Consider the following 16,421-nt stretch of genomic DNA (forward strand, 5'->3'; position numbering starts at 1 on the left):
ATAACAAGCATGCGACGGCATTGTTGAATGCCGCCAACAGAACACACACCGCCAGAAGCGGTTTTTCGAGGGGTCAGGGTATGAGTAATCAAGCGACGAATGCAAAAGGTTCTGAAGATCCGATCCTGCAATGGGTAACCTTCAAACTGGACAATGAAACCTACGGCATCAACGTGATGCGCGTTCAGGAAGTCCTGCGTTATACCGAAATCGCCCCGGTCCCGGGTGCCCCGAGCTACGTGCTGGGCATCATCAACCTGCGCGGTAACGTGGTCACCGTGATCGACACCCGTCAGCGCTTTGGCCTGATGAATGCCGAAATCAGCGACAACACCCGTATCGTCATCATCGAAGCCGACAAGCAAGTCGTCGGGATCATGGTCGACAGCGTCGCGGAAGTGGTTTACCTGCGTCAGTCGGAAATCGAAACCGCGCCGAACGTCGGTAACGAAGAATCCGCCAAGTTCATTCAAGGCGTGTGCAACAAGAACAACGAACTGCTGATCCTGGTCGAGCTGGACAAGATGATGAGCGAAGAAGAATGGTCGGATCTGGAGAACATCTGATTGATTCTTGAGGTAGCAGTCATTGTCCTGTTCCTCTTCTGGGCAGGCACGCTGGCGATGTTTCTGGCGTATATACGAGGCCAACGACTGATCGCCGCGCAACAGGCCCAGGGCGATGCGCTGCGCGATCAGCGCATCAAGGACCTGGCCAAGCGCGTCGAGGACTACCAGAGCGGCAACGTGCGCATGGGTGAAGACCTGCACGAACTGCGCGCGGTAGTTGGCCCGTTGCCGGACAAACTGGCTCAGTTGGAACAGCGCGATCCGTCGAGCCTGTCGTTTGCCCAAGCGGCAAAACTGGTCGGTATGGGCGCTAGCGTCGATGAACTGACTCAGTCCTGCGGCTTGACCCAGGCTGAGGCGGAGTTGATGAGTAAGTTGCACAAGAACTGAGAAGATCAAAAGATCGCAGCCTCATTGCACTCGACAGCTCCTACATGGGATGGCATACAGCCTGTAGGAGCTGTCGAGTGCAATGAGGCTGCGATCTTTTGCATTGGGTGCTGACTTAAACTTTTCCTATCGGTTTACTAAAATTTTCAAGCAACGTCAGATCATCCGGAGAACCGTTCGTCGACACTGTTATTTCTGACAGTAGAAGTGGGGGCTCGGGGCAGCAGAGACTTGAGATTAATTTCTATCTCAAGCGGAACTGTCCAGATGAGAACGCTGATTGTTTTAATGTTTTGTTGCGTTACACACGTTCAAGCCATGTCTGGCCAGGCCCTGGTTACTGATCTGAACAGCAAGTACACGAGTGGCGTTACACAGTGTTCGAATGGCACGCCGGCTTATTATTGTTCCGGTGTATTGCTCCGGGCCGTTGACTACAGCACTTCTTTCAAGTTTTGGGATTATGGTTCGGCTGCTACGAAACTGGGCTCGGTGGCATTTACGTATATTCGCTCCGATGTTGGAAGTACGACGCTGAACGGCAACAGGAAAAGCGGCTTCATCTTAAAGGACCAGACGTCAGCCTTGGCAGCTGGTAAGGCGCTGAACCTGCGCTGTATCTTTCCTTTTCCGACTGAGTCACTGGATGTGCGCGCAGACCATGGATGCGGTTTTGCACCCAAGGTCGGGCAACTGAACGCGGACCTTGCCAACTGTGCGAAGTTGGCTGTTCCGGCCACGACTGCGAATGCCTGGCTGAAGAACTTTACAGAACACAGCTCGTTGCCAAGGAATCAGTGTTCGTTGAGTACGGTTGTGGCGACGCAGTTCAAGGCCAGCTTCGAAGCGCATAGACTCGTCAATCCAGCGTGGACGGCTAAACCGATGGAAGTATTAGTTGGAACCTGGGATGAAAGCAAGCCGGAAAAATTGCCTATTGAAGCGGTGTTTTATGAGGCGTCGGCGCCTGGAAAACTGGCGGATGCTCAGAAGTTTCAGCGTGCGTATTACTTGGCAACATCATTGAATGTTCCTATTGTTAAGTTAGATTTGGCAGCTGTCGACAAGAATGTTTTTAGCTTTTTTGCATCGGATCAGGTGTACGGGCAGGTCGTGGCGGATCAATTAAACTCGCGGTATTCAAATGTGGCCAATGAGTGCGCTGGCAACGCAGCTTATTTTTGCAGCGGTGTATTGATACGCGTAACTAAGGCGACGACCAATTATCATGCCTGGGATCCGAGTCCGGTCGCTATTTCCAGAAATGGTGTACCTTTCTCGTACTTGCGGCGGGATGTGAAAATGGCCCGGCTTTATAGAGCCGAGGTCAACGGATTCGTGTTTAAGAGCTTTGATGCAATTGCAAAGATTGGCTCGTATCCCACGCCTGTACGCTGCGCCTTTCCTTTTGATGGCGCAACAGACATGCGAGTGAAATCATGCGGGCATCATTCTTTTTTTCCTAATGCGGGTGAATCTTGTCTGGGGATAGGTGTGGATACATTGGCCAAATGGAAAGAGCACTATCACTCTCACACGAACAGGCAAGGTCACCAGTGTTCTCTGGGCCCGGAAAAAGAGCAGTTCTCGATTTTTTTGAAAGCTCGAGATAACTTTAATAATGCAGGGGACTTGAATTATCCAAATGAAGTGATAGTGGCGGCGTGGAGCGTGGGTATTCCAAAAAAATTGCCATTGGAAGCATTTATATATGTTGAGTCTCCTGCGGGGGCGGAGGGGGCCAAGTTTATGCAGCGTGACTATTTTGCCCAGACAACCGATTACCTGCCGGTGATTCGTGTGACGATCACTGGTGGAGTTTTCAGTTTTAGCTATCATGAGGCTGATCAGGCTGTGTCAAGTTCTGGAATTTGAGTTGGCAGCAGTTTGTTGTGGCAGAGAGGGCTTTATCTCGACGAAATGTAAAGGAACAGAATGCACTCAATCTGCACTCTGTGCCTTTTGCTATTGTCAGCGGTTATTCAAAAGCTTATGCGCAGCAAACGAGAAAACATCAAGTTATCGTTCGATCCTGAATGGTGAACGCTGTAGTTGATTAATACGGGGGGGTTCCCTGCATTCTCCGTTATCCAGTTTGCTGGAATATCAAAGGCCATTGATGAGCTGTTCTGAATTGGCTGGCTTTCGGTGTCCCGTACTACCACGCCGTGCCACCTGACCCTGACAGTGTAGCCGGGCGTCATGTTCAAAAATTTTACTGTCACCTTCTTTCCGTCAGCGGAAAGTTTGGGTTCAGTGAGGTCGAATGCTTGCTTGTCAACATTTAATGACAGTGATTTCGAAATAATCAGCGGCGCACCTGGGTTTAGGCGGACGCAGTAGTTGCCCGTCCCAAGGACGCCAATCGAATCGATCATTTCAAGTCGAGGGATTTTGAAGTTCAGAGGGCCAGGGGTGCCGACGGTCAATGTCTCGGTATCATATTTATAGCGACCATTTGTCCAACGTACCCTCACGGTATGTCCATTGAGCATGCCCACGTAATGTGGCACCTGGACATTGACGTGGGTGCTGTTATAGACGTCGTTGAAGTTCAAGCGCTTTCCGTCAGCGCCGTAGGCCTCAAGAACCTTGGGTGCGACAAGATTAAATGTTTTCAGTTCAGTGGGCATGTCTTTAGCTCCTTCGGAAAAACAAGTGCGTAGTCAATGGGCGGTACTGGTTATAGTTCTACTCTTAATACTTGAGAGAACTGGCTCTGCTCGTCTATGCCGGGTCGATTGACGCTGTAGTTGATCAACAAGAATCTGTTTTTTTCTATCCAGCTTGCCGGGATCGAAAACTCTGCGGTAACACCGGTTTTCATGTCTTGCCACTCCGTCTTGCGAGTAATGACTCCACCCAGGCGGACGCGCGCGTGGTATCCGCTGGCCATTGCCGGATAACGGACAGTGACTGTGGTGTGGTCCGGGGTAATTCGTGGAGGGGGCAGGACAAATGCTTGAGCGTCCACCGCCAGTGACAGAGGAACAGAACGATGCAGGGGACCGTCGGGATAGGTACGTACGGTGAAACCGACGGGAACCTTACTGCCAATGGAGTCCACACATTCCATGCGTGGAATGAGGAACTCCATTGAGCCGACAGCCGCCACGGTGGTGATTACGCTGTCATAGATATTTCGCGCAGAGGCCCAGCGAACCCGTATGGTTTGCCCGATCGCCATCCCGACATATTGTTGAACCTGAACCGTGACGTGTCTCGCCTCATAGATATCGGACATTTTCAAACGATCGCCCTGCGCACCGTAGGCTTCCAGAACCTTGGGGGGCTTCAGGCTGATCGTGGTTTTGATCATGAAGGATTTAGACTCGGCAACAGGTTTTTCGCCCGCACGTACCACGCGCAGGGTGACACTGACAGAGCTCTGGTCGCTTTCATTGGCCCAGGTGAGCGGTATCGGAAACTCTAGCGTTCCGCTTCCTGAGTAGGTCTTGGGTGCCGTCTCGCGCTCTATCCGCCCTTGCCAGTGAGCTCGTACACTGTCGCCAGCGGCCAGCCCGATACCAGAAGCGACAACCTGAATGTTGGATACGTAAGCGGGATCCAGCACTCCCCCTCGTTCGCCTGTCACGGTCGGTGCCGGTATGCGATTCACATTGACGCTGACGTCAGTGGCAACTGCCCAAGGGGCATAGGCATGTGGACGGTTCCCACAACGGTCGATTACCTGATAAGTGATCAAATGCTTACCATCACCCGCACGCTTGATCAATTGTTCATCGAACATGATCAGAATCGGATGGTTTTGCGGATCGCTGATTTGCTCAGGTGTGACCGGATAATGGATCACCTGTTCTTCATTACCCCATCGCGCGACGATGCGGTCGAACACGGTGATGTGCTGATAGGGCTCGATACGCATGGCTATGCCATTTCTAGCCATTTCCCTATCGACTCCATCCTTGATGTCCGGGATCAGGGTGTAACGCAGCCCGGGGTGACCGAGTGGCTCGGGCTTGTCGAGGACGCCGCCTGGTAGCGTTCGTTTGACCAGCACATTGAGCTTGTCTGAGTCAGAGCGGTTACCGCCGGAACGTATGACCCGAAAAAACACTGGAAAGGCGCTACCGTCCTGGATCTGTTTTACCGGGATGTTGAAGTAGAGTTTTTCTTCAAGCTTCTCCGGCGTGTCGATGAACTGCGTTTCGATAGGGGAGACGTCGTCATCCCAGAAGAAAAGGCACTTGTCACCCAGTTCTATCTCGAGCCACGGCTCAACGATGGCCAAGAGATCGGCATTCAAGGCAGCAGCGCCAATGCCGCCATGGTAGCCCTCGTCCCCATCTATCGGAGTGATTAACGCTGGAATCCTTGGTGGCCAGAGGCGCAACAAACCGTTTTCGTTGTCGGGGTCATTGATGTGTGAAGAGGTTGGGATCATGAGACGCTCCTGCGTTAAGGAAGCGTCGGGAAGAGATAGTTAGACGCTGCCGTTCATATCAGGCAACGACAGCAAGGAAACTGGCTACTGTCACATTTGACAGTGGCGACGAACGGTAAACAAGACAGTGGCTGTATGCAAAGCGAGCCACCTGCTTAGTAATCATCCCCGCGATCAGTAATATCTTTCTCGACCATCGGCGCATCCGGATCTTGCCCTTTGGGGAACTTGCCCTTCAAATTCCACGCAAACGCAATGATCTCGGCAATCGTGCGATACAACTCCTCCGGAATACTCTCCCCCAATTCCATCCGCGCCAGCAGTTTCACCAGCTCGGCGTTTTCGTAGATCGGCACTTCATAATCGCGGGCAATCTTCAGAATGGCTTCGGCCAGTGCTTCGTCACCTTTGGCCGTGAGGGTAGGGGCGTGGTTGCCGTCGTACTTGAGGGCGATGGCCTGGCGCGGAGTGTTGGGGTTTTTCATGCGGTTTCGTCGACCCAGCGTTGTTCGAGACGGGTTTGAGGGCCTTGTGGCGGTGTGCCGAGATGGCAATCGAGATCGCCGACATTCAGGCCGGACGCCAGCAGGCGCTGGCGCAGTTCGGCCAGATGACTTTCGATCAGGCTGGCGGTGTACGGGCGTTCGGCCCATAGCTGGCTGGACAGGCTGCCTTTGATCAGTTGTGCCTGAATCTGCAACGGGCCCAAGGGCTCCATGTCGAACGCCAGGTCCACTCGCCACAATTGTTGTTTGGGTTCGCGCTCGTCGCGGCGTTCGTTCTGCTGTTCTTTCTCGGGCGCTTCTTCGCGCTGGAACTTGACTTGCAACGGCACGATGTCCTGCAGATTGCGCATTGGGATCTCCAGCTGCCAGGTGCTCATCAACCGACCGTCGTCAGTCACGCCGGTCTGTTCCAGGCTCGACAGTTGATGGCTTTGCAGGCGCGAAACTGCCGCTGCTGCCAAACGCAGCAAGTGCTCGAGATCGCCTTCGCCGTCCATGCTCTTTAGTAGGCGCTCGGGTAGCGGGAAGCTGGTTGGCTGCGGTTTGGCGCTGACCTGACCGAGCATGCCGAGGGCGCTGCGCACGAAGTTCGGCATGGCCTGGGCCAGTGTGTTGGCGGCAATGATCGCGTTGAGATTGGTGTTGGCCGGCAGGCCGGGCGTCAGTTGTGCGATCAACTTGAGCAGATCGCCTTTCATGTCCGGGGCCAGTGTCGGGTTCTGACCGCTGAGCAGTTTGGCTTCAAGGAACAGGCCGCTATTGGCCAGCGCCTGGGCCAGTCCCTTTGGTGTGCTGAGTTGTTGAATATCGGGCAGGCCGGCGAGCAACTTGTCGACCGCGGCTCGCAGATCACTGGACGTCTGATTCTGGGACGGCAGGTTTTGCAGGAGTTTGAGCAGGCCATCCAACGAACCCTGGCGGCTCTGTTGACTGACCAGTTGTTGGGTTACGGCCAATTGCTCCTGGCGGCTGCTCAATGGCACGAACTTCAGCGTCTGGGTGTCCTGCACCAGCGCGCTCAGCAAGGTGCCGATGCGCAGCGGCGTCGGGCTGTCGATGCTCAGGGTGCTGCCGCTCAACGCGGTGTTGAGCAGACTCACCATCGAGCGAAACACCGTCGGCTGGCCCGGCACCTGCGGCAACACCTGAGAGGTCAGCACTTTGCCTTGCAGCAGCGTGCCGACGGGCAGTTGCGCCGTGTCGATACGAGTGAGAGTGGCGACGCTGGAGGCGATGGCCTGTTGCACGGTGACGGCCAGATTACCCGCCGACGGCTGGCTGATCGCCAGGCTGGTGCCCTGAGGCAGCGGTTGGCTGCTGGTGGCCTGGACCGTGGTCTGACGGCCGCTGTCGAGGGTGACCTTGAGCAACAATTGAAAGGTCTGATCCGCCTGCTTGAGCGACAGCACTTCGGCCTTGGCAGTCTGGCCCGCAGTGATCAGGCCCTCCATCGGCGTCAGTAACTTCAGCAGGTCGCCACTCACCACCAGCGGTCGCGAAGTCGCGGGCGTGGTTTGCGGCAGCGGGAGGATGTTCATTTCGCCTGTCATACGCGGTCACAACCTGAGGAAATTGCCCTCTTGAACAGGGCGTGTTGACGTTAAATGATGGATCGCGTTGGCGTTGTGAGCGGGCCAGGCAAGGCGCAAGACGCTGGTAAGGGTCGTTTCCTTACCAAGTCTTGCAACGCAGCATGGCTCGCTCACAACGCCAACCCGAAGGGCCGCTACCCCGGAAGGCGCAATACGTAGTTACTCGTTACATACTTGGAATACCAAACTTCGCTTCTCACGCCTAGTCTTGCGCCTTCCGGGGTAGCGGCGCGACCATCATTTAACGTCAACACGCCCTGTTGGGGCATGGCATGTATAATGCCGCCCCGTTGTATCCGGGGCGCTGAAAACATTTCAAATACTTGATCCAGCTCCTTAGAACGGGCCGCCAATGCATTTATCCTGCATATCTTTAACGGCCGCTCCACTGCCGACTTGAACCTAAAAGGCCCGTGATCTCTTGACCAGTCCTGTCCTGCAAACCGTTGCCCTCGCCTGTGAGCGAGACCTTCGGCTGCTCTTCGAAAATCTCGAATTGAGACTGGCCAGTGGCGAAATGTTGCAAATCAGTGGCCCCAACGGCAGTGGCAAAACCAGCCTTTTACGTCTGCTTTGCGGTCTGATGCAGCCGACTGCCGGTCAGGTGCTGCTCAACGGCCAGCCATTGAACGAACAACGCTTTGAGCTGGCGCGCAACCTGCTGTGGATCGGCCATGCCGCCGGGATCAAGGATTTGCTGACCCCGGAAGAGAACTTGAGCTGGCTGTGCGCCTTGCATCAACCGGCCTCCCATGAAGCGATCTGGCAGGCGCTGACGGCTGTCGGACTGCGCGGTTTCGAGGATGTTCCCTGCCACACGCTGTCTGCCGGGCAGCAACGCCGGGTCGCGTTGGCGCGGTTGTACCTGGAAAGCCCGCCGTTATGGATCCTCGATGAGCCGTTCACCGCGCTCGACAAACAAGGCGTGGCGCAACTCGAAGAACACCTGGCCGCACACTGCGAGCGCGGTGGCATGGTGGTCCTGACCACTCACCACACGCTGACCCGGATGCCGGCCGGCTATCGCGACATTGATCTGGGGAACTGGGCCGTATGAGTGTTTTCGGCCTGTTGGTCGCCCGTGAAGCCCGATTGTTGTTCCGCCGTCCGGCGGAGTTGGCCAATCCGCTGGTGTTCTTCGCGATTGTCGTTTCCCTGTTCCCGTTAGCGGTCGGACCCGAGTCTCAATTGTTGCAAACCTTGTCTCCGGGGCTGGTCTGGGTAGCGGCCCTTTTATCGGTTTTGCTCTCGCTGGACGGGCTTTTCCGCAGTGATTTCGAAGACGGATCGCTTGAACAGTGGGTCCTTTCGTCGCACCCCCTGCCTCTTCTGGTTTTGGCCAAGGTACTGGCACACTGGTCCTTCTCTGGCCTGGCATTGGTTTTGCTCGCTCCATTGCTGGCATTGATGCTCGGTTTGCCAACCGCCTGTCTGCCGGTGTTGCTGCTTTCGTTGTTGCTGGGTACACCGGTGCTGAGCCTGCTCGGTGCGGTGGGCGCAGCCCTGACGGTGGGATTGAAGCGTGGCGGTCTGTTGCTGGCGCTGCTGATTCTGCCGTTGTACATCCCGGTGTTGATTCTTGGCAGTGGCGCCTTGCAGGCGGCATTGCAGGGCATGCCGGCGACCGGTTATCTCCTGTGGCTTGGTAGCCTGACCGCCCTGGCGATAACCCTTACACCTTTTGCAATAGCTGCTGGCCTGAAGATCAGCGTCGGCGAATAATGAGGTCTGGTTGTTTTTTAACCAGTAAAGGCCCTGGCTGCTCATGATGGCGAGCAGCAACCGTGATGGAAACAGTAATGAACTGGACTTGGTTTCATAAGCTCGGCTCGCCCAAATGGTTTTACGGCATCAGCGGTAAACTGCTGCCATGGCTGAGCGTCGCGGCGTTGCTGCTGATCAGCGTTGGTGTAGTGTGGGGCCTGGCCTTCGCGCCGCCGGACTACCAGCAAGGCAACAGCTTTCGCATCATTTATATCCACGTTCCGGCCGCCATGCTGGCCCAGTCCATCTACGTGATGCTGGCTGTGTGCGGCATTGTCGGTCTGGTGTGGAAGATGAAACTGGCCGACGTCGCCCTGCAATGCGCGGCGCCCATCGGTGCCTGGATGACCGCCGTGGCGTTAGTCACCGGCGCGATCTGGGGCAAACCGACCTGGGGTTCGTGGTGGGTCTGGGATGCACGACTTACGTCCATGCTTATTCTGCTGTTTCTGTACTTCGGTCTTATTGCGCTGGGCAATGCGATCAGCAATCGTGACAGTGCCGCCAAGGCCTGCGCGGTATTGGCGATTGTCGGGGTGATCAATATCCCGATCATCAAATATTCGGTGGAGTGGTGGAACACCCTGCACCAGGGCGCGACGTTCACCCTCACCGAAAAACCGGCAATGCCCGCCGAGATGTGGCTGCCACTGCTGCTGACGGTGCTGGGTTTCTACTGTTTCTTCGGCGCGGTGTTGCTGCTGCGCATGCGCCTTGAAGTGCTCAAGCGCGAAGCCCGCGCCAGTTGGGTCAAGGCCGAAGTGCAGAACAGTCTGGAGGTCGCTCGATGAGTTTCGCTTCATTCGGCGACTTTCTCGCCATGGGCCATCACGGCCTGTATGTCTGGTCAGCCTATGGCATTAGCCTGGCGGTGCTGGCCCTCAACGTGGCGGCGCCGATCCTGGCCCGCAAGCGGTATCTGCAACAAGAGGCGCGTCGTCTGCGCCGGGAGAACGGCAAGTGAATCCGCTGCGCAAAAAGCGTCTTATCATCATTCTCGCGATCCTGGTCGGTGTCGGCGCTGCCGTCGGCCTTGCCCTGAGCGCACTGCAGCAGAACATCAATCTGTTTTACAGCCCGACCCAGATCGCCAACGGCGAAGCCCCGCAAGACACGCGGATCCGCGCTGGCGGCATGGTCGAGAAAGGTACGCTGCAACGCTCCGGCGATTCGCTGGACGTGAAATTCATCGTCACCGACTTCAATAAATCCGTGACCATCAGCTACCGCGGCATCCTTCCGGACCTGTTCCGCGAAGGGCAGGGCATCGTTGCCCTGGGCAAGCTCAATGCCGACGGCGTGGTGGTGGCCGACGAAGTGCTGGCCAAGCACGATGAGAAGTACATGCCGCCAGAAGTGACCAAGGCTTTGAAAGACAGCGGTCAATCTGCTCCAACGCCCGCGAAGGAGGGTTGATCGATGACGTCCGGACTTTATATTCCTGAACTCGGCCACCTGGCCATGATTCTGGCGCTGTGTTTTGCGCTGGTTCAGGCCGTGGTGCCGTTGTTCGGTGCCTGGCGCGGTGACCGCTTGTGGATGAGCCTCGCTCAACCAGCGGCTTGGGGGCAATTCACGTTTCTGCTGTTCGCCTTCGGTTGCCTGACTTACGCCTTCATGGCCGACGATTTCTCCGTCGCCTACGTTGCCAGCAACTCCAACAGCGCGTTGCCGTGGTACTACAAGTTCAGCGCGGTGTGGGGCGCTCACGAAGGGTCGTTGCTGCTCTGGGCGTTGATCCTCGGCGGCTGGACCTTCGCGGTGTCGGTGTTCTCCCGGCAGTTGCCGCAAGTGATGCTGGCTCGCGTGCTGGCGGTGATGGGCATGATCAGCACGGGTTTCCTGTTGTTCCTGATCCTTACCTCGAACCCTTTCGCCCGGATCCTGCCGCAGATTCCTGCGGACGGTCGTGACCTCAATCCCTTGCTGCAAGACATCGGCCTGATCGTTCATCCGCCGATGTTGTACATGGGCTATGTCGGTTTCTCCGTGGCGTTCGCGTTCGCCATCGCAGCACTGCTGGGCGGTCGTCTTGATGCGGCGTGGGCTCGCTGGTCCCGTCCGTGGACCATCGTCGCCTGGGCCTTCCTCGGTATCGGCATCACCCTCGGTTCATGGTGGGCGTACTACGAACTCGGCTGGGGCGGCTGGTGGTTCTGGGACCCGGTGGAAAACGCCTCGTTCATGCCATGGCTGGTGGGTACGGCGCTGATTCACTCGTTGGCGGTCACGGAAAAACGTGGTGTGTTCAAGAGCTGGACCGTGTTGCTGGCCATCGCTGCCTTCTCGTTGAGCTTGCTGGGGACCTTCCTCGTGCGTTCCGGCGTGTTGACCTCGGTTCACGCCTTTGCGTCCGACCCTGAGCGCGGTGTGTTCATTCTGATCTTCCTGCTGTTTGTGGTCGGTGGCTCGCTAACGCTGTTTGCCCTGCGCGCTCCCGTGGTGAAGAGCCACGTCGGCTTCAACCTCTGGTCCCGGGAAACCCTGCTGCTGGGTAACAACCTGGTGCTGGTCGTCGCCGCTTCGATGATCCTGCTCGGCACCTTGTATCCGCTGATTCTCGATGCGATGACCGGTGCCAAACTGTCGGTCGGCCCGCCGTACTTCAACGCACTGTTCATTCCGTTGATGGCCTTGCTGATGATGGTGATGGCGGTCGGCATGTTGGTGCGCTGGAAAGACACCCCGGTCAAATGGCTGTTGAGCATGCTGACCCCGGTGTTGCTCGGCAGCGCCGCGCTGGCCGTGGTCGCCGGTGTCGCTTATGGCGATTTCAATTGGGCAGTGATTGCGACGTTCATGCTCGCGGCCTGGGTGTTGCTGGCCGGTGTGCGTGACATCTTCGACAAGACTCGCCACAAAGGCCTGATCAAGGGCCTGCCGACCCTGACCCGCAGTTATTGGGGCATGCAGGTCGCTCACCTCGGCATCGCCGTGTGTGCCCTCGGTGTCGTGCTGTCGAGCCAGAACAGTGCCGAGCGCGACTTGCGCCTGGCGCCGGGCGAGTCTATGGACCTGGGCGGTTACCAATTCGTGTTCGAAGGCGCCAAGCATTTCGAAGGGCCGAACTTCACCTCCGACAAGGGCACCGTTCGGGTGATCCGCAACGGCAAGGAAGTCAGCGTGCTGCACCCGGAAAAACGCCTCTACACCGTGCAGAATTCGGTGATGACCGAAGCCGGAATCGACGCCGGTTTCACCCGCGACCTCTACGTCGCACTCGGTGAACCATTGGGCGATGGCGCCTGGGCCGTTCGCGTCCACGTCAAACCGTTCGTGCGCTGGATCTGGTTCGGTGGTCTGCTCACCGGTTTGGGCGGGTTGCTCGCGGCATTCGATCGGCGTTACCGGGTCAAGGTGAACAGCCGCGTGCGTGAAGCACTGGGCATGACGGGAGCCACGGCATGAGACGTTGGTTGATGCTGTTGCCCCTGGTGATTTTCCTGGTGGTGGCTGTTTTCCTTTATCGCGGTCTGTTCCTGAACCCGGCGGAGTTGCCCTCGGCGATGATCAACAAGCCGTTCCCGGAGTTTTCCCTGCCGGCCGTGCAGGGCGACAAGACCCTGACCAGGGCGGACATTCTGGGTAAACCGGCATTGGTAAACGTCTGGGGCACGTGGTGCATTTCCTGCCGGGTCGAGCACCCGGTGCTGAATAAACTGGCCAAACAGGGCGTGGTGATTTACGGCATCAACTACAAGGACGTCAACGCTGATGCCTTGAAGTGGCTGGCGGAATTCCACAATCCGTATCAGCTGGACATCCGTGACGACGCAGGCACTTTGGGTTTGAACCTGGGTGTGTACGGCGCTCCGGAAACCTTCTTCATCGATGCCAAGGGCATCATCCGCGACAAGTTCGTTGGCGTGATTGATGAACAGGTCTGGCGCGAAAAACTGGCCGCCAAGTATCAGGCGCTGGTTGATGAGGCCAAGCCATGAAGCGCTGGATAGCCGCCGCGGTATTGGGTTTGAGCATGGCCGGCGTGGCGCACGCGGCCATCGACACCTATGAGTTCGCCAAAGAAGGTGATCGCGAGCGTTTTCGCGAGCTGACCAAAGAGCTGCGTTGCCCCAAGTGCCAGAATCAGGACATTGCCGATTCCAACGCACCGATCGCCGCCGACCTGCGCAAAGAGATTTTTCGCATGCTCGGCGAGGGCAAGGACAACCAGCAGATCATCGACTTCATGGTCGACCGCTACGGTGATTTTGTCCGCTACAAACCCGCTCTGAACGCCAAGACTGCTGTGCTCTGGTTCGGCCCTGCCGGTCTGTTGCTGGGCGGTTTTGTGATCATCGCCGTGATCGTCCGCCGTCGTCGCGTGCAACGCGCCGACACCAAGGATGAGCTTTCCGCCGAGGAGCGTGAGCGCCTCGACCACCTGTTGGATAAAACCAAGAATGATTGATTTCTGGCTCGCTGCAGGTCTGCTACTTCTGGTTGCCCTGAGTTTTCTGCTGATTCCCGTTCTGCGTGGCCGTCGCGCCCAGCTTGAAGAGGATCGTACGGCCCTGAACGTCGCGCTGTATCAGGAACGCGTGGCTGAGTTGCAGACTCAGCAGGAAGAGGGCGTTCTCGACGCCACGCAAATGGACACCGGTCGCGCCGAAGCTGCCCGTGAATTGCTCGCCGACACTGAAGGCGTCGAGGCGCCACGCGTGTCCCGCCTGGGCAAGCCGTGGCCGTTGCTGGCGGCGATTCTGGTGCCGGTGTTGGGCCTCGGCCTGTATCTGCAATTTGGGGCGAGCGACAAGGTCGAACTGACCCGCGAATTCTCCCAGGCGCCGCAGTCGATGGAAGAGATGACTCGTCGTCTGGAGCGTGCGGTCGCGGCTCAGCCGGATTCGGCTGAAGGTCTGTATTTCCTCGGTCGCACGTACATGGCTCAGGATCGCCCTGGCGATGCGGCGAAGATCTTCGAACGCACGGTGAACCTGGCCGGTCGTCAGCCGGAACTGTTGGGTCAATGGGCGCAGGCCCAGTATTTCGCCGATGGCAAGAAGTGGTCGGACAAGGTTCAGGCCCTGACCGACGAAGCACTCAAAGCCGATCCGAAAGAAGTCACCAGCCTTGGCTTGCTCGGTATTGCTGCCTTTGAAAGCCAGCGTTATCAGGACGCCATCGACTACTGGAATCGCCTGCTGGTGCAACTGCCACCGGAGGACAGTTCCCGCGCCGCGCTGCAAGGCGGCATCACTCGGGCCACTGAGAAACTCGAAGCCAGCGGCGGCAAGGTGACCCAGGCGCCCGCTGCCAAAGTTGCGGCATTGCTCAAGGTGCGCGTGGATCTGGCGCCAGAGCTGAAAGCCAAGGTCCAGCCGGGCGACAGCGTATTCATTTTCGCCCGCGCCACCGCAGGGCCTCCTGCGCCATTGGCCGCCAAACGGCTGACCGTGGCCGACTTGCCGGCGACCGTTGAGCTGGGCGACGCCGACGCAATGATGCCTCAGTTGAAACTGTCGAACTTCCCTGAAGTCCAACTGGTTGCACGCATCTCCCGCGCCGGCAAACCGACTGACGGCGAATGGATCGGTCGCAGCCAGCCTCTGGCCAGCAGCACCACTGCGCAGCAAACACTGACCATCGACAGCCCGGACAAATGACAGGACACGCCACTATGACCGCCATCGCTCGTATCACCCTGCTCAGTATGGTTTTGGGGTTAAGCGCTTGCGTGGTCCAACCGCAGCAGCCTGAACGGCTGCCACCGATCCCGCCGTCGCAGCCGCGTCCGACGCCGTCCCCGACACCGACTCCGAGCAAACCGAGCATTCCGGCCAAGCCCGCCAAACCGCTGCCACGCACCTCCGCCAGCTTCGCGCCGCCGCCGGGTGGCAACAGCCATTGGGATGCCAAGCTCGGCGTGTACGTTCTCGATGATCAGACCAACACTTTCTACCGCCAGCGCACGTACTACCGCTGGAATAACGGCTGGAGCCGGTCGATCAGCCCGAACGGGCCTTGGGAAGAAACTGATATCCAAGGCGTGCCGGGCGGGTTGGGACGGCAATTCGGGCAGTAAACAGAAACGGCGATCCTTGGATCGCCGTTTTGCTTTTGGAAGTCTGAGAAAGTCGTTTATAGAATGGCGCGGTATTCGCACAATGCCTTGCTCGACTGAACCAGGCCTTGGCGCAATAGAAGATCAAGATAGCTGCTGACGTTCATCGGTGGCATTTTCAATTGCTTGCGTTGGCGTTGCGCCGCCGCGACCACTGCCGCCGGGTCGAGGTTGAAGAGGTTGTCGACGAACTCGTCAGGATGCTGAGCCTCGATACCGAAAGGGCCCAATGCTTTATCGGGGAAGTCTTTCTGATTGAACGTGACGATGACGCTGGCGTTGCAGCGAATGGCGGCTGCCAGCACATGTCGATCATCGATATCTGGCAGCGTCAGCCCTTCAATCAGGACTTCGTATCCAGTGACACAAGCGTCGGGTAAGGCCTGATCCATCAGCTCGGACGTGCGATCCAGTTGCTCGGCGGTTAGATCCGGACGGTTTTTTAGGAGATTGCGTTTCCATTCGTTGTGTATCTCCAAAGACCATTTCGCTCTGAAACGTCCGGAAAGCGCGAGCCACATCAGAAAATCTCTCAGGGGCGCGGGGTACAGAACACATGCGTCATATACAGCGGTAAAAGAGGATTGCCTCACTCGTATCCTGTCCTTAACACTTGTGCCTGCTCGGCGAGAAGCTTCATTGCTTGCTCGCTGGCAGTGTCGCGCCGGTTTTTATAGTCCATCAAATCGGCAAAGCGCACACGTCGGTGCTTGCCGGTTTTGTGGTAGGACAAGTCGCCGGATTCAAGCAGCTTGATCAGGTGTGGGCGTGAGACGTTAAGCAGGTCGGCGGCTTCCTGAGTGGTCAATTCCGCGTGAACCGGGACCACTTTGACGGCGTTGCCCGCTGCTAGCTCAGCCAGAATGTCGACCAGCAACTTGAGGGCTGAGGTGGGCAGTTCGACAGTGTGAGCTTCATTCTGCTCGTCGAAAATCTGGATGTGCTGAGTTTCGAATTGAGTCGTAAGATAGGCCGCCAAGGCGCGCTGCCCCTCGATGGCAGCTTGTACTTCGCGCTCCATAGGCAAGGTAATCGGCGGGTGGATTACAGGCGACATGGCGGTTTCCAATATTCTGAATAATCGAAGTTGGCAGGCTATTCGAATTAATCGAAAATCGCAATAAACGAAAT

At 57.2% G+C, this 16,421-nt stretch carries 19 protein-coding genes; 13 read left to right on the forward strand and 6 right to left on the reverse strand.

Annotated features, from left to right (window positions below; translation table 11 throughout):
- The first annotated feature begins 80 nt into the window (after positions 1-80).
- From ACYZUA_RS10530 to ACYZUA_RS10540, 3 genes are all read left to right on the forward strand, one after another.
- On the forward strand, positions 81-566 hold the full coding sequence (locus ACYZUA_RS10530) for a chemotaxis protein CheW (RefSeq protein ID WP_008155806.1): 486 nt from the start codon (positions 81-83) through the stop codon (positions 564-566).
- Positions 567-959 (forward strand): DUF2802 domain-containing protein, encoded by a 393-nt coding sequence (locus ACYZUA_RS10535; protein ID WP_056742068.1) that lies wholly within the window; start codon positions 567-569, stop codon positions 957-959.
- 267 nt (positions 960-1,226) lie between these two features.
- A complete protein-coding gene (locus tag ACYZUA_RS10540) occupies positions 1,227-2,834 on the forward strand; it encodes a hypothetical protein (protein ID WP_461963037.1) in 1,608 nt (535 codons plus the stop codon).
- A gap of 107 nt (positions 2,835-2,941) precedes the next feature.
- Here the strand turns inward: ACYZUA_RS10540 and ACYZUA_RS10545 are convergent, their stop codons facing one another.
- The 4 genes from ACYZUA_RS10545 to fliK form a co-directional block, all read right to left on the reverse strand.
- Complete coding sequence (locus tag ACYZUA_RS10545) at positions 2,942-3,592, reverse strand: hypothetical protein (RefSeq protein ID WP_461963038.1); 651 nt, start codon at positions 3,590-3,592, stop codon at positions 2,942-2,944.
- Between the two features lie 50 nt (positions 3,593-3,642).
- A complete protein-coding gene (locus ACYZUA_RS10550; RefSeq protein ID WP_461963039.1) occupies positions 3,643-5,364 on the reverse strand; it encodes a hypothetical protein in 1,722 nt (573 codons plus the stop codon).
- 155 nt (positions 5,365-5,519) lie between these two features.
- Entirely contained in the window at positions 5,520-5,849 is a 330-nt protein-coding gene (locus ACYZUA_RS10555; protein WP_461963040.1) for an EscU/YscU/HrcU family type III secretion system export apparatus switch protein, read from the reverse strand.
- Entirely contained in the window at positions 5,846-7,420 is a 1,575-nt protein-coding gene (gene fliK, locus ACYZUA_RS10560) for a flagellar hook-length control protein FliK (RefSeq protein WP_461963041.1), read from the reverse strand. The genes ACYZUA_RS10555 and fliK overlap by 4 nt, the downstream gene beginning before the upstream one ends.
- Positions 7,421-7,883: 463 nt before the next feature.
- On the opposite strand from fliK, the gene ccmA reads away from it, so the two are divergent.
- From ccmA to ACYZUA_RS10610, 10 genes are all read left to right on the forward strand, one after another.
- Complete coding sequence (gene ccmA, locus ACYZUA_RS10565; protein ID WP_007894233.1) at positions 7,884-8,519, forward strand: cytochrome c biogenesis heme-transporting ATPase CcmA; 636 nt, start codon at positions 7,884-7,886, stop codon at positions 8,517-8,519.
- Positions 8,516-9,184 (forward strand): heme exporter protein CcmB, encoded by a 669-nt coding sequence (gene ccmB, locus ACYZUA_RS10570; protein WP_008155797.1) that lies wholly within the window; start codon positions 8,516-8,518, stop codon positions 9,182-9,184. Before ccmA ends, ccmB begins: the two co-directional genes overlap by 4 nt.
- Positions 9,185-9,261: 77 nt before the next feature.
- Positions 9,262-10,017 carry a heme ABC transporter permease gene (locus ACYZUA_RS10575; RefSeq protein ID WP_461963042.1) on the forward strand — a complete coding sequence of 252 codons (756 nt, stop codon included), beginning with the start codon at positions 9,262-9,264 and terminating at the stop codon, positions 10,015-10,017.
- On the forward strand, positions 10,014-10,190 hold the full coding sequence (gene ccmD, locus ACYZUA_RS10580; protein ID WP_007894243.1) for a heme exporter protein CcmD: 177 nt from the start codon (positions 10,014-10,016) through the stop codon (positions 10,188-10,190). Before ACYZUA_RS10575 ends, ccmD begins: the two co-directional genes overlap by 4 nt.
- Positions 10,187-10,642, forward strand: coding sequence for a cytochrome c maturation protein CcmE (gene ccmE, locus ACYZUA_RS10585; protein ID WP_461963043.1), 456 nt, complete (start codon positions 10,187-10,189; stop codon positions 10,640-10,642). The genes ccmD and ccmE overlap by 4 nt, the downstream gene beginning before the upstream one ends.
- A gap of 3 nt (positions 10,643-10,645) precedes the next feature.
- Positions 10,646-12,634 (forward strand): heme lyase CcmF/NrfE family subunit, encoded by a 1,989-nt coding sequence (locus tag ACYZUA_RS10590; RefSeq protein ID WP_461963044.1) that lies wholly within the window; start codon positions 10,646-10,648, stop codon positions 12,632-12,634.
- Positions 12,631-13,167 (forward strand): DsbE family thiol:disulfide interchange protein, encoded by a 537-nt coding sequence (locus ACYZUA_RS10595; RefSeq protein ID WP_461963046.1) that lies wholly within the window; start codon positions 12,631-12,633, stop codon positions 13,165-13,167. Before ACYZUA_RS10590 ends, ACYZUA_RS10595 begins: the two co-directional genes overlap by 4 nt.
- A complete protein-coding gene (locus tag ACYZUA_RS10600) occupies positions 13,164-13,637 on the forward strand; it encodes a cytochrome c-type biogenesis protein (RefSeq protein ID WP_008145552.1) in 474 nt (157 codons plus the stop codon). The genes ACYZUA_RS10595 and ACYZUA_RS10600 overlap by 4 nt, the downstream gene beginning before the upstream one ends.
- Positions 13,630-14,832 (forward strand): c-type cytochrome biogenesis protein CcmI, encoded by a 1,203-nt coding sequence (gene ccmI, locus ACYZUA_RS10605; RefSeq protein WP_461963047.1) that lies wholly within the window; start codon positions 13,630-13,632, stop codon positions 14,830-14,832. The genes ACYZUA_RS10600 and ccmI overlap by 8 nt, the downstream gene beginning before the upstream one ends.
- 14 nt (positions 14,833-14,846) lie before the next feature.
- Positions 14,847-15,251: a hypothetical protein gene (locus ACYZUA_RS10610; RefSeq protein ID WP_461963048.1), complete on the forward strand. Its 405-nt coding sequence runs from the start codon at positions 14,847-14,849 to the stop codon at positions 15,249-15,251.
- Between the two features lie 56 nt (positions 15,252-15,307).
- Here ACYZUA_RS10610 and ACYZUA_RS10615 read toward each other — a convergent pair whose 3' ends face one another.
- The gene (locus tag ACYZUA_RS10615) at positions 15,308-15,883 is read right to left on the reverse strand and encodes a PIN domain-containing protein (protein WP_461963049.1); all 576 of its coding nucleotides are present in this window, start codon (positions 15,881-15,883) and stop codon (positions 15,308-15,310) included.
- Positions 15,880-16,347 (reverse strand): helix-turn-helix domain-containing protein, encoded by a 468-nt coding sequence (locus ACYZUA_RS10620; protein WP_461963050.1) that lies wholly within the window; start codon positions 16,345-16,347, stop codon positions 15,880-15,882. Before ACYZUA_RS10620 ends, ACYZUA_RS10615 begins: the two co-directional genes overlap by 4 nt.
- Positions 16,348-16,421: the final 74 nt, after the last annotated feature.

The sequence above is a fragment of the Pseudomonas sp. LS2P72 genome (genome assembly GCF_054897865.1).

Coding starts and splice junctions, on each gene's coding strand:
- ACYZUA_RS10545 (WP_461963038.1), bottom strand. CDS start 3,592: ATGCCCACTGAACTGAAAACATTTAATCTTGTCGCACCCAAGGTTCTT.
- ACYZUA_RS10555 (WP_461963040.1), bottom strand. CDS start 5,849: ATGAAAAACCCCAACACTCCGCGCCAGGCCATCGCCCTCAAGTACGAC.
- ACYZUA_RS10575 (WP_461963042.1), top strand. CDS start 9,262: ATGAACTGGACTTGGTTTCATAAGCTCGGCTCGCCCAAATGGTTTTAC.
- ccmI (WP_461963047.1), top strand. CDS start 13,630: ATGATTGATTTCTGGCTCGCTGCAGGTCTGCTACTTCTGGTTGCCCTG.
- ccmD (WP_007894243.1), top strand. CDS start 10,014: ATGAGTTTCGCTTCATTCGGCGACTTTCTCGCCATGGGCCATCACGGC.
- ACYZUA_RS10595 (WP_461963046.1), top strand. CDS start 12,631: ATGAGACGTTGGTTGATGCTGTTGCCCCTGGTGATTTTCCTGGTGGTG.
- ACYZUA_RS10530 (WP_008155806.1), top strand. CDS start 81: ATGAGTAATCAAGCGACGAATGCAAAAGGTTCTGAAGATCCGATCCTG.
- ACYZUA_RS10550 (WP_461963039.1), bottom strand. CDS start 5,364: ATGATCCCAACCTCTTCACACATCAATGACCCCGACAACGAAAACGGT.
- ACYZUA_RS10620 (WP_461963050.1), bottom strand. CDS start 16,347: ATGTCGCCTGTAATCCACCCGCCGATTACCTTGCCTATGGAGCGCGAA.
- ACYZUA_RS10600 (WP_008145552.1), top strand. CDS start 13,164: ATGAAGCGCTGGATAGCCGCCGCGGTATTGGGTTTGAGCATGGCCGGC.
- ACYZUA_RS10540 (WP_461963037.1), top strand. CDS start 1,227: ATGAGAACGCTGATTGTTTTAATGTTTTGTTGCGTTACACACGTTCAA.
- ACYZUA_RS10610 (WP_461963048.1), top strand. CDS start 14,847: ATGACCGCCATCGCTCGTATCACCCTGCTCAGTATGGTTTTGGGGTTA.
- ACYZUA_RS10590 (WP_461963044.1), top strand. CDS start 10,646: ATGACGTCCGGACTTTATATTCCTGAACTCGGCCACCTGGCCATGATT.
- ccmB (WP_008155797.1), top strand. CDS start 8,516: ATGAGTGTTTTCGGCCTGTTGGTCGCCCGTGAAGCCCGATTGTTGTTC.
- fliK (WP_461963041.1), bottom strand. CDS start 7,420: ATGACAGGCGAAATGAACATCCTCCCGCTGCCGCAAACCACGCCCGCG.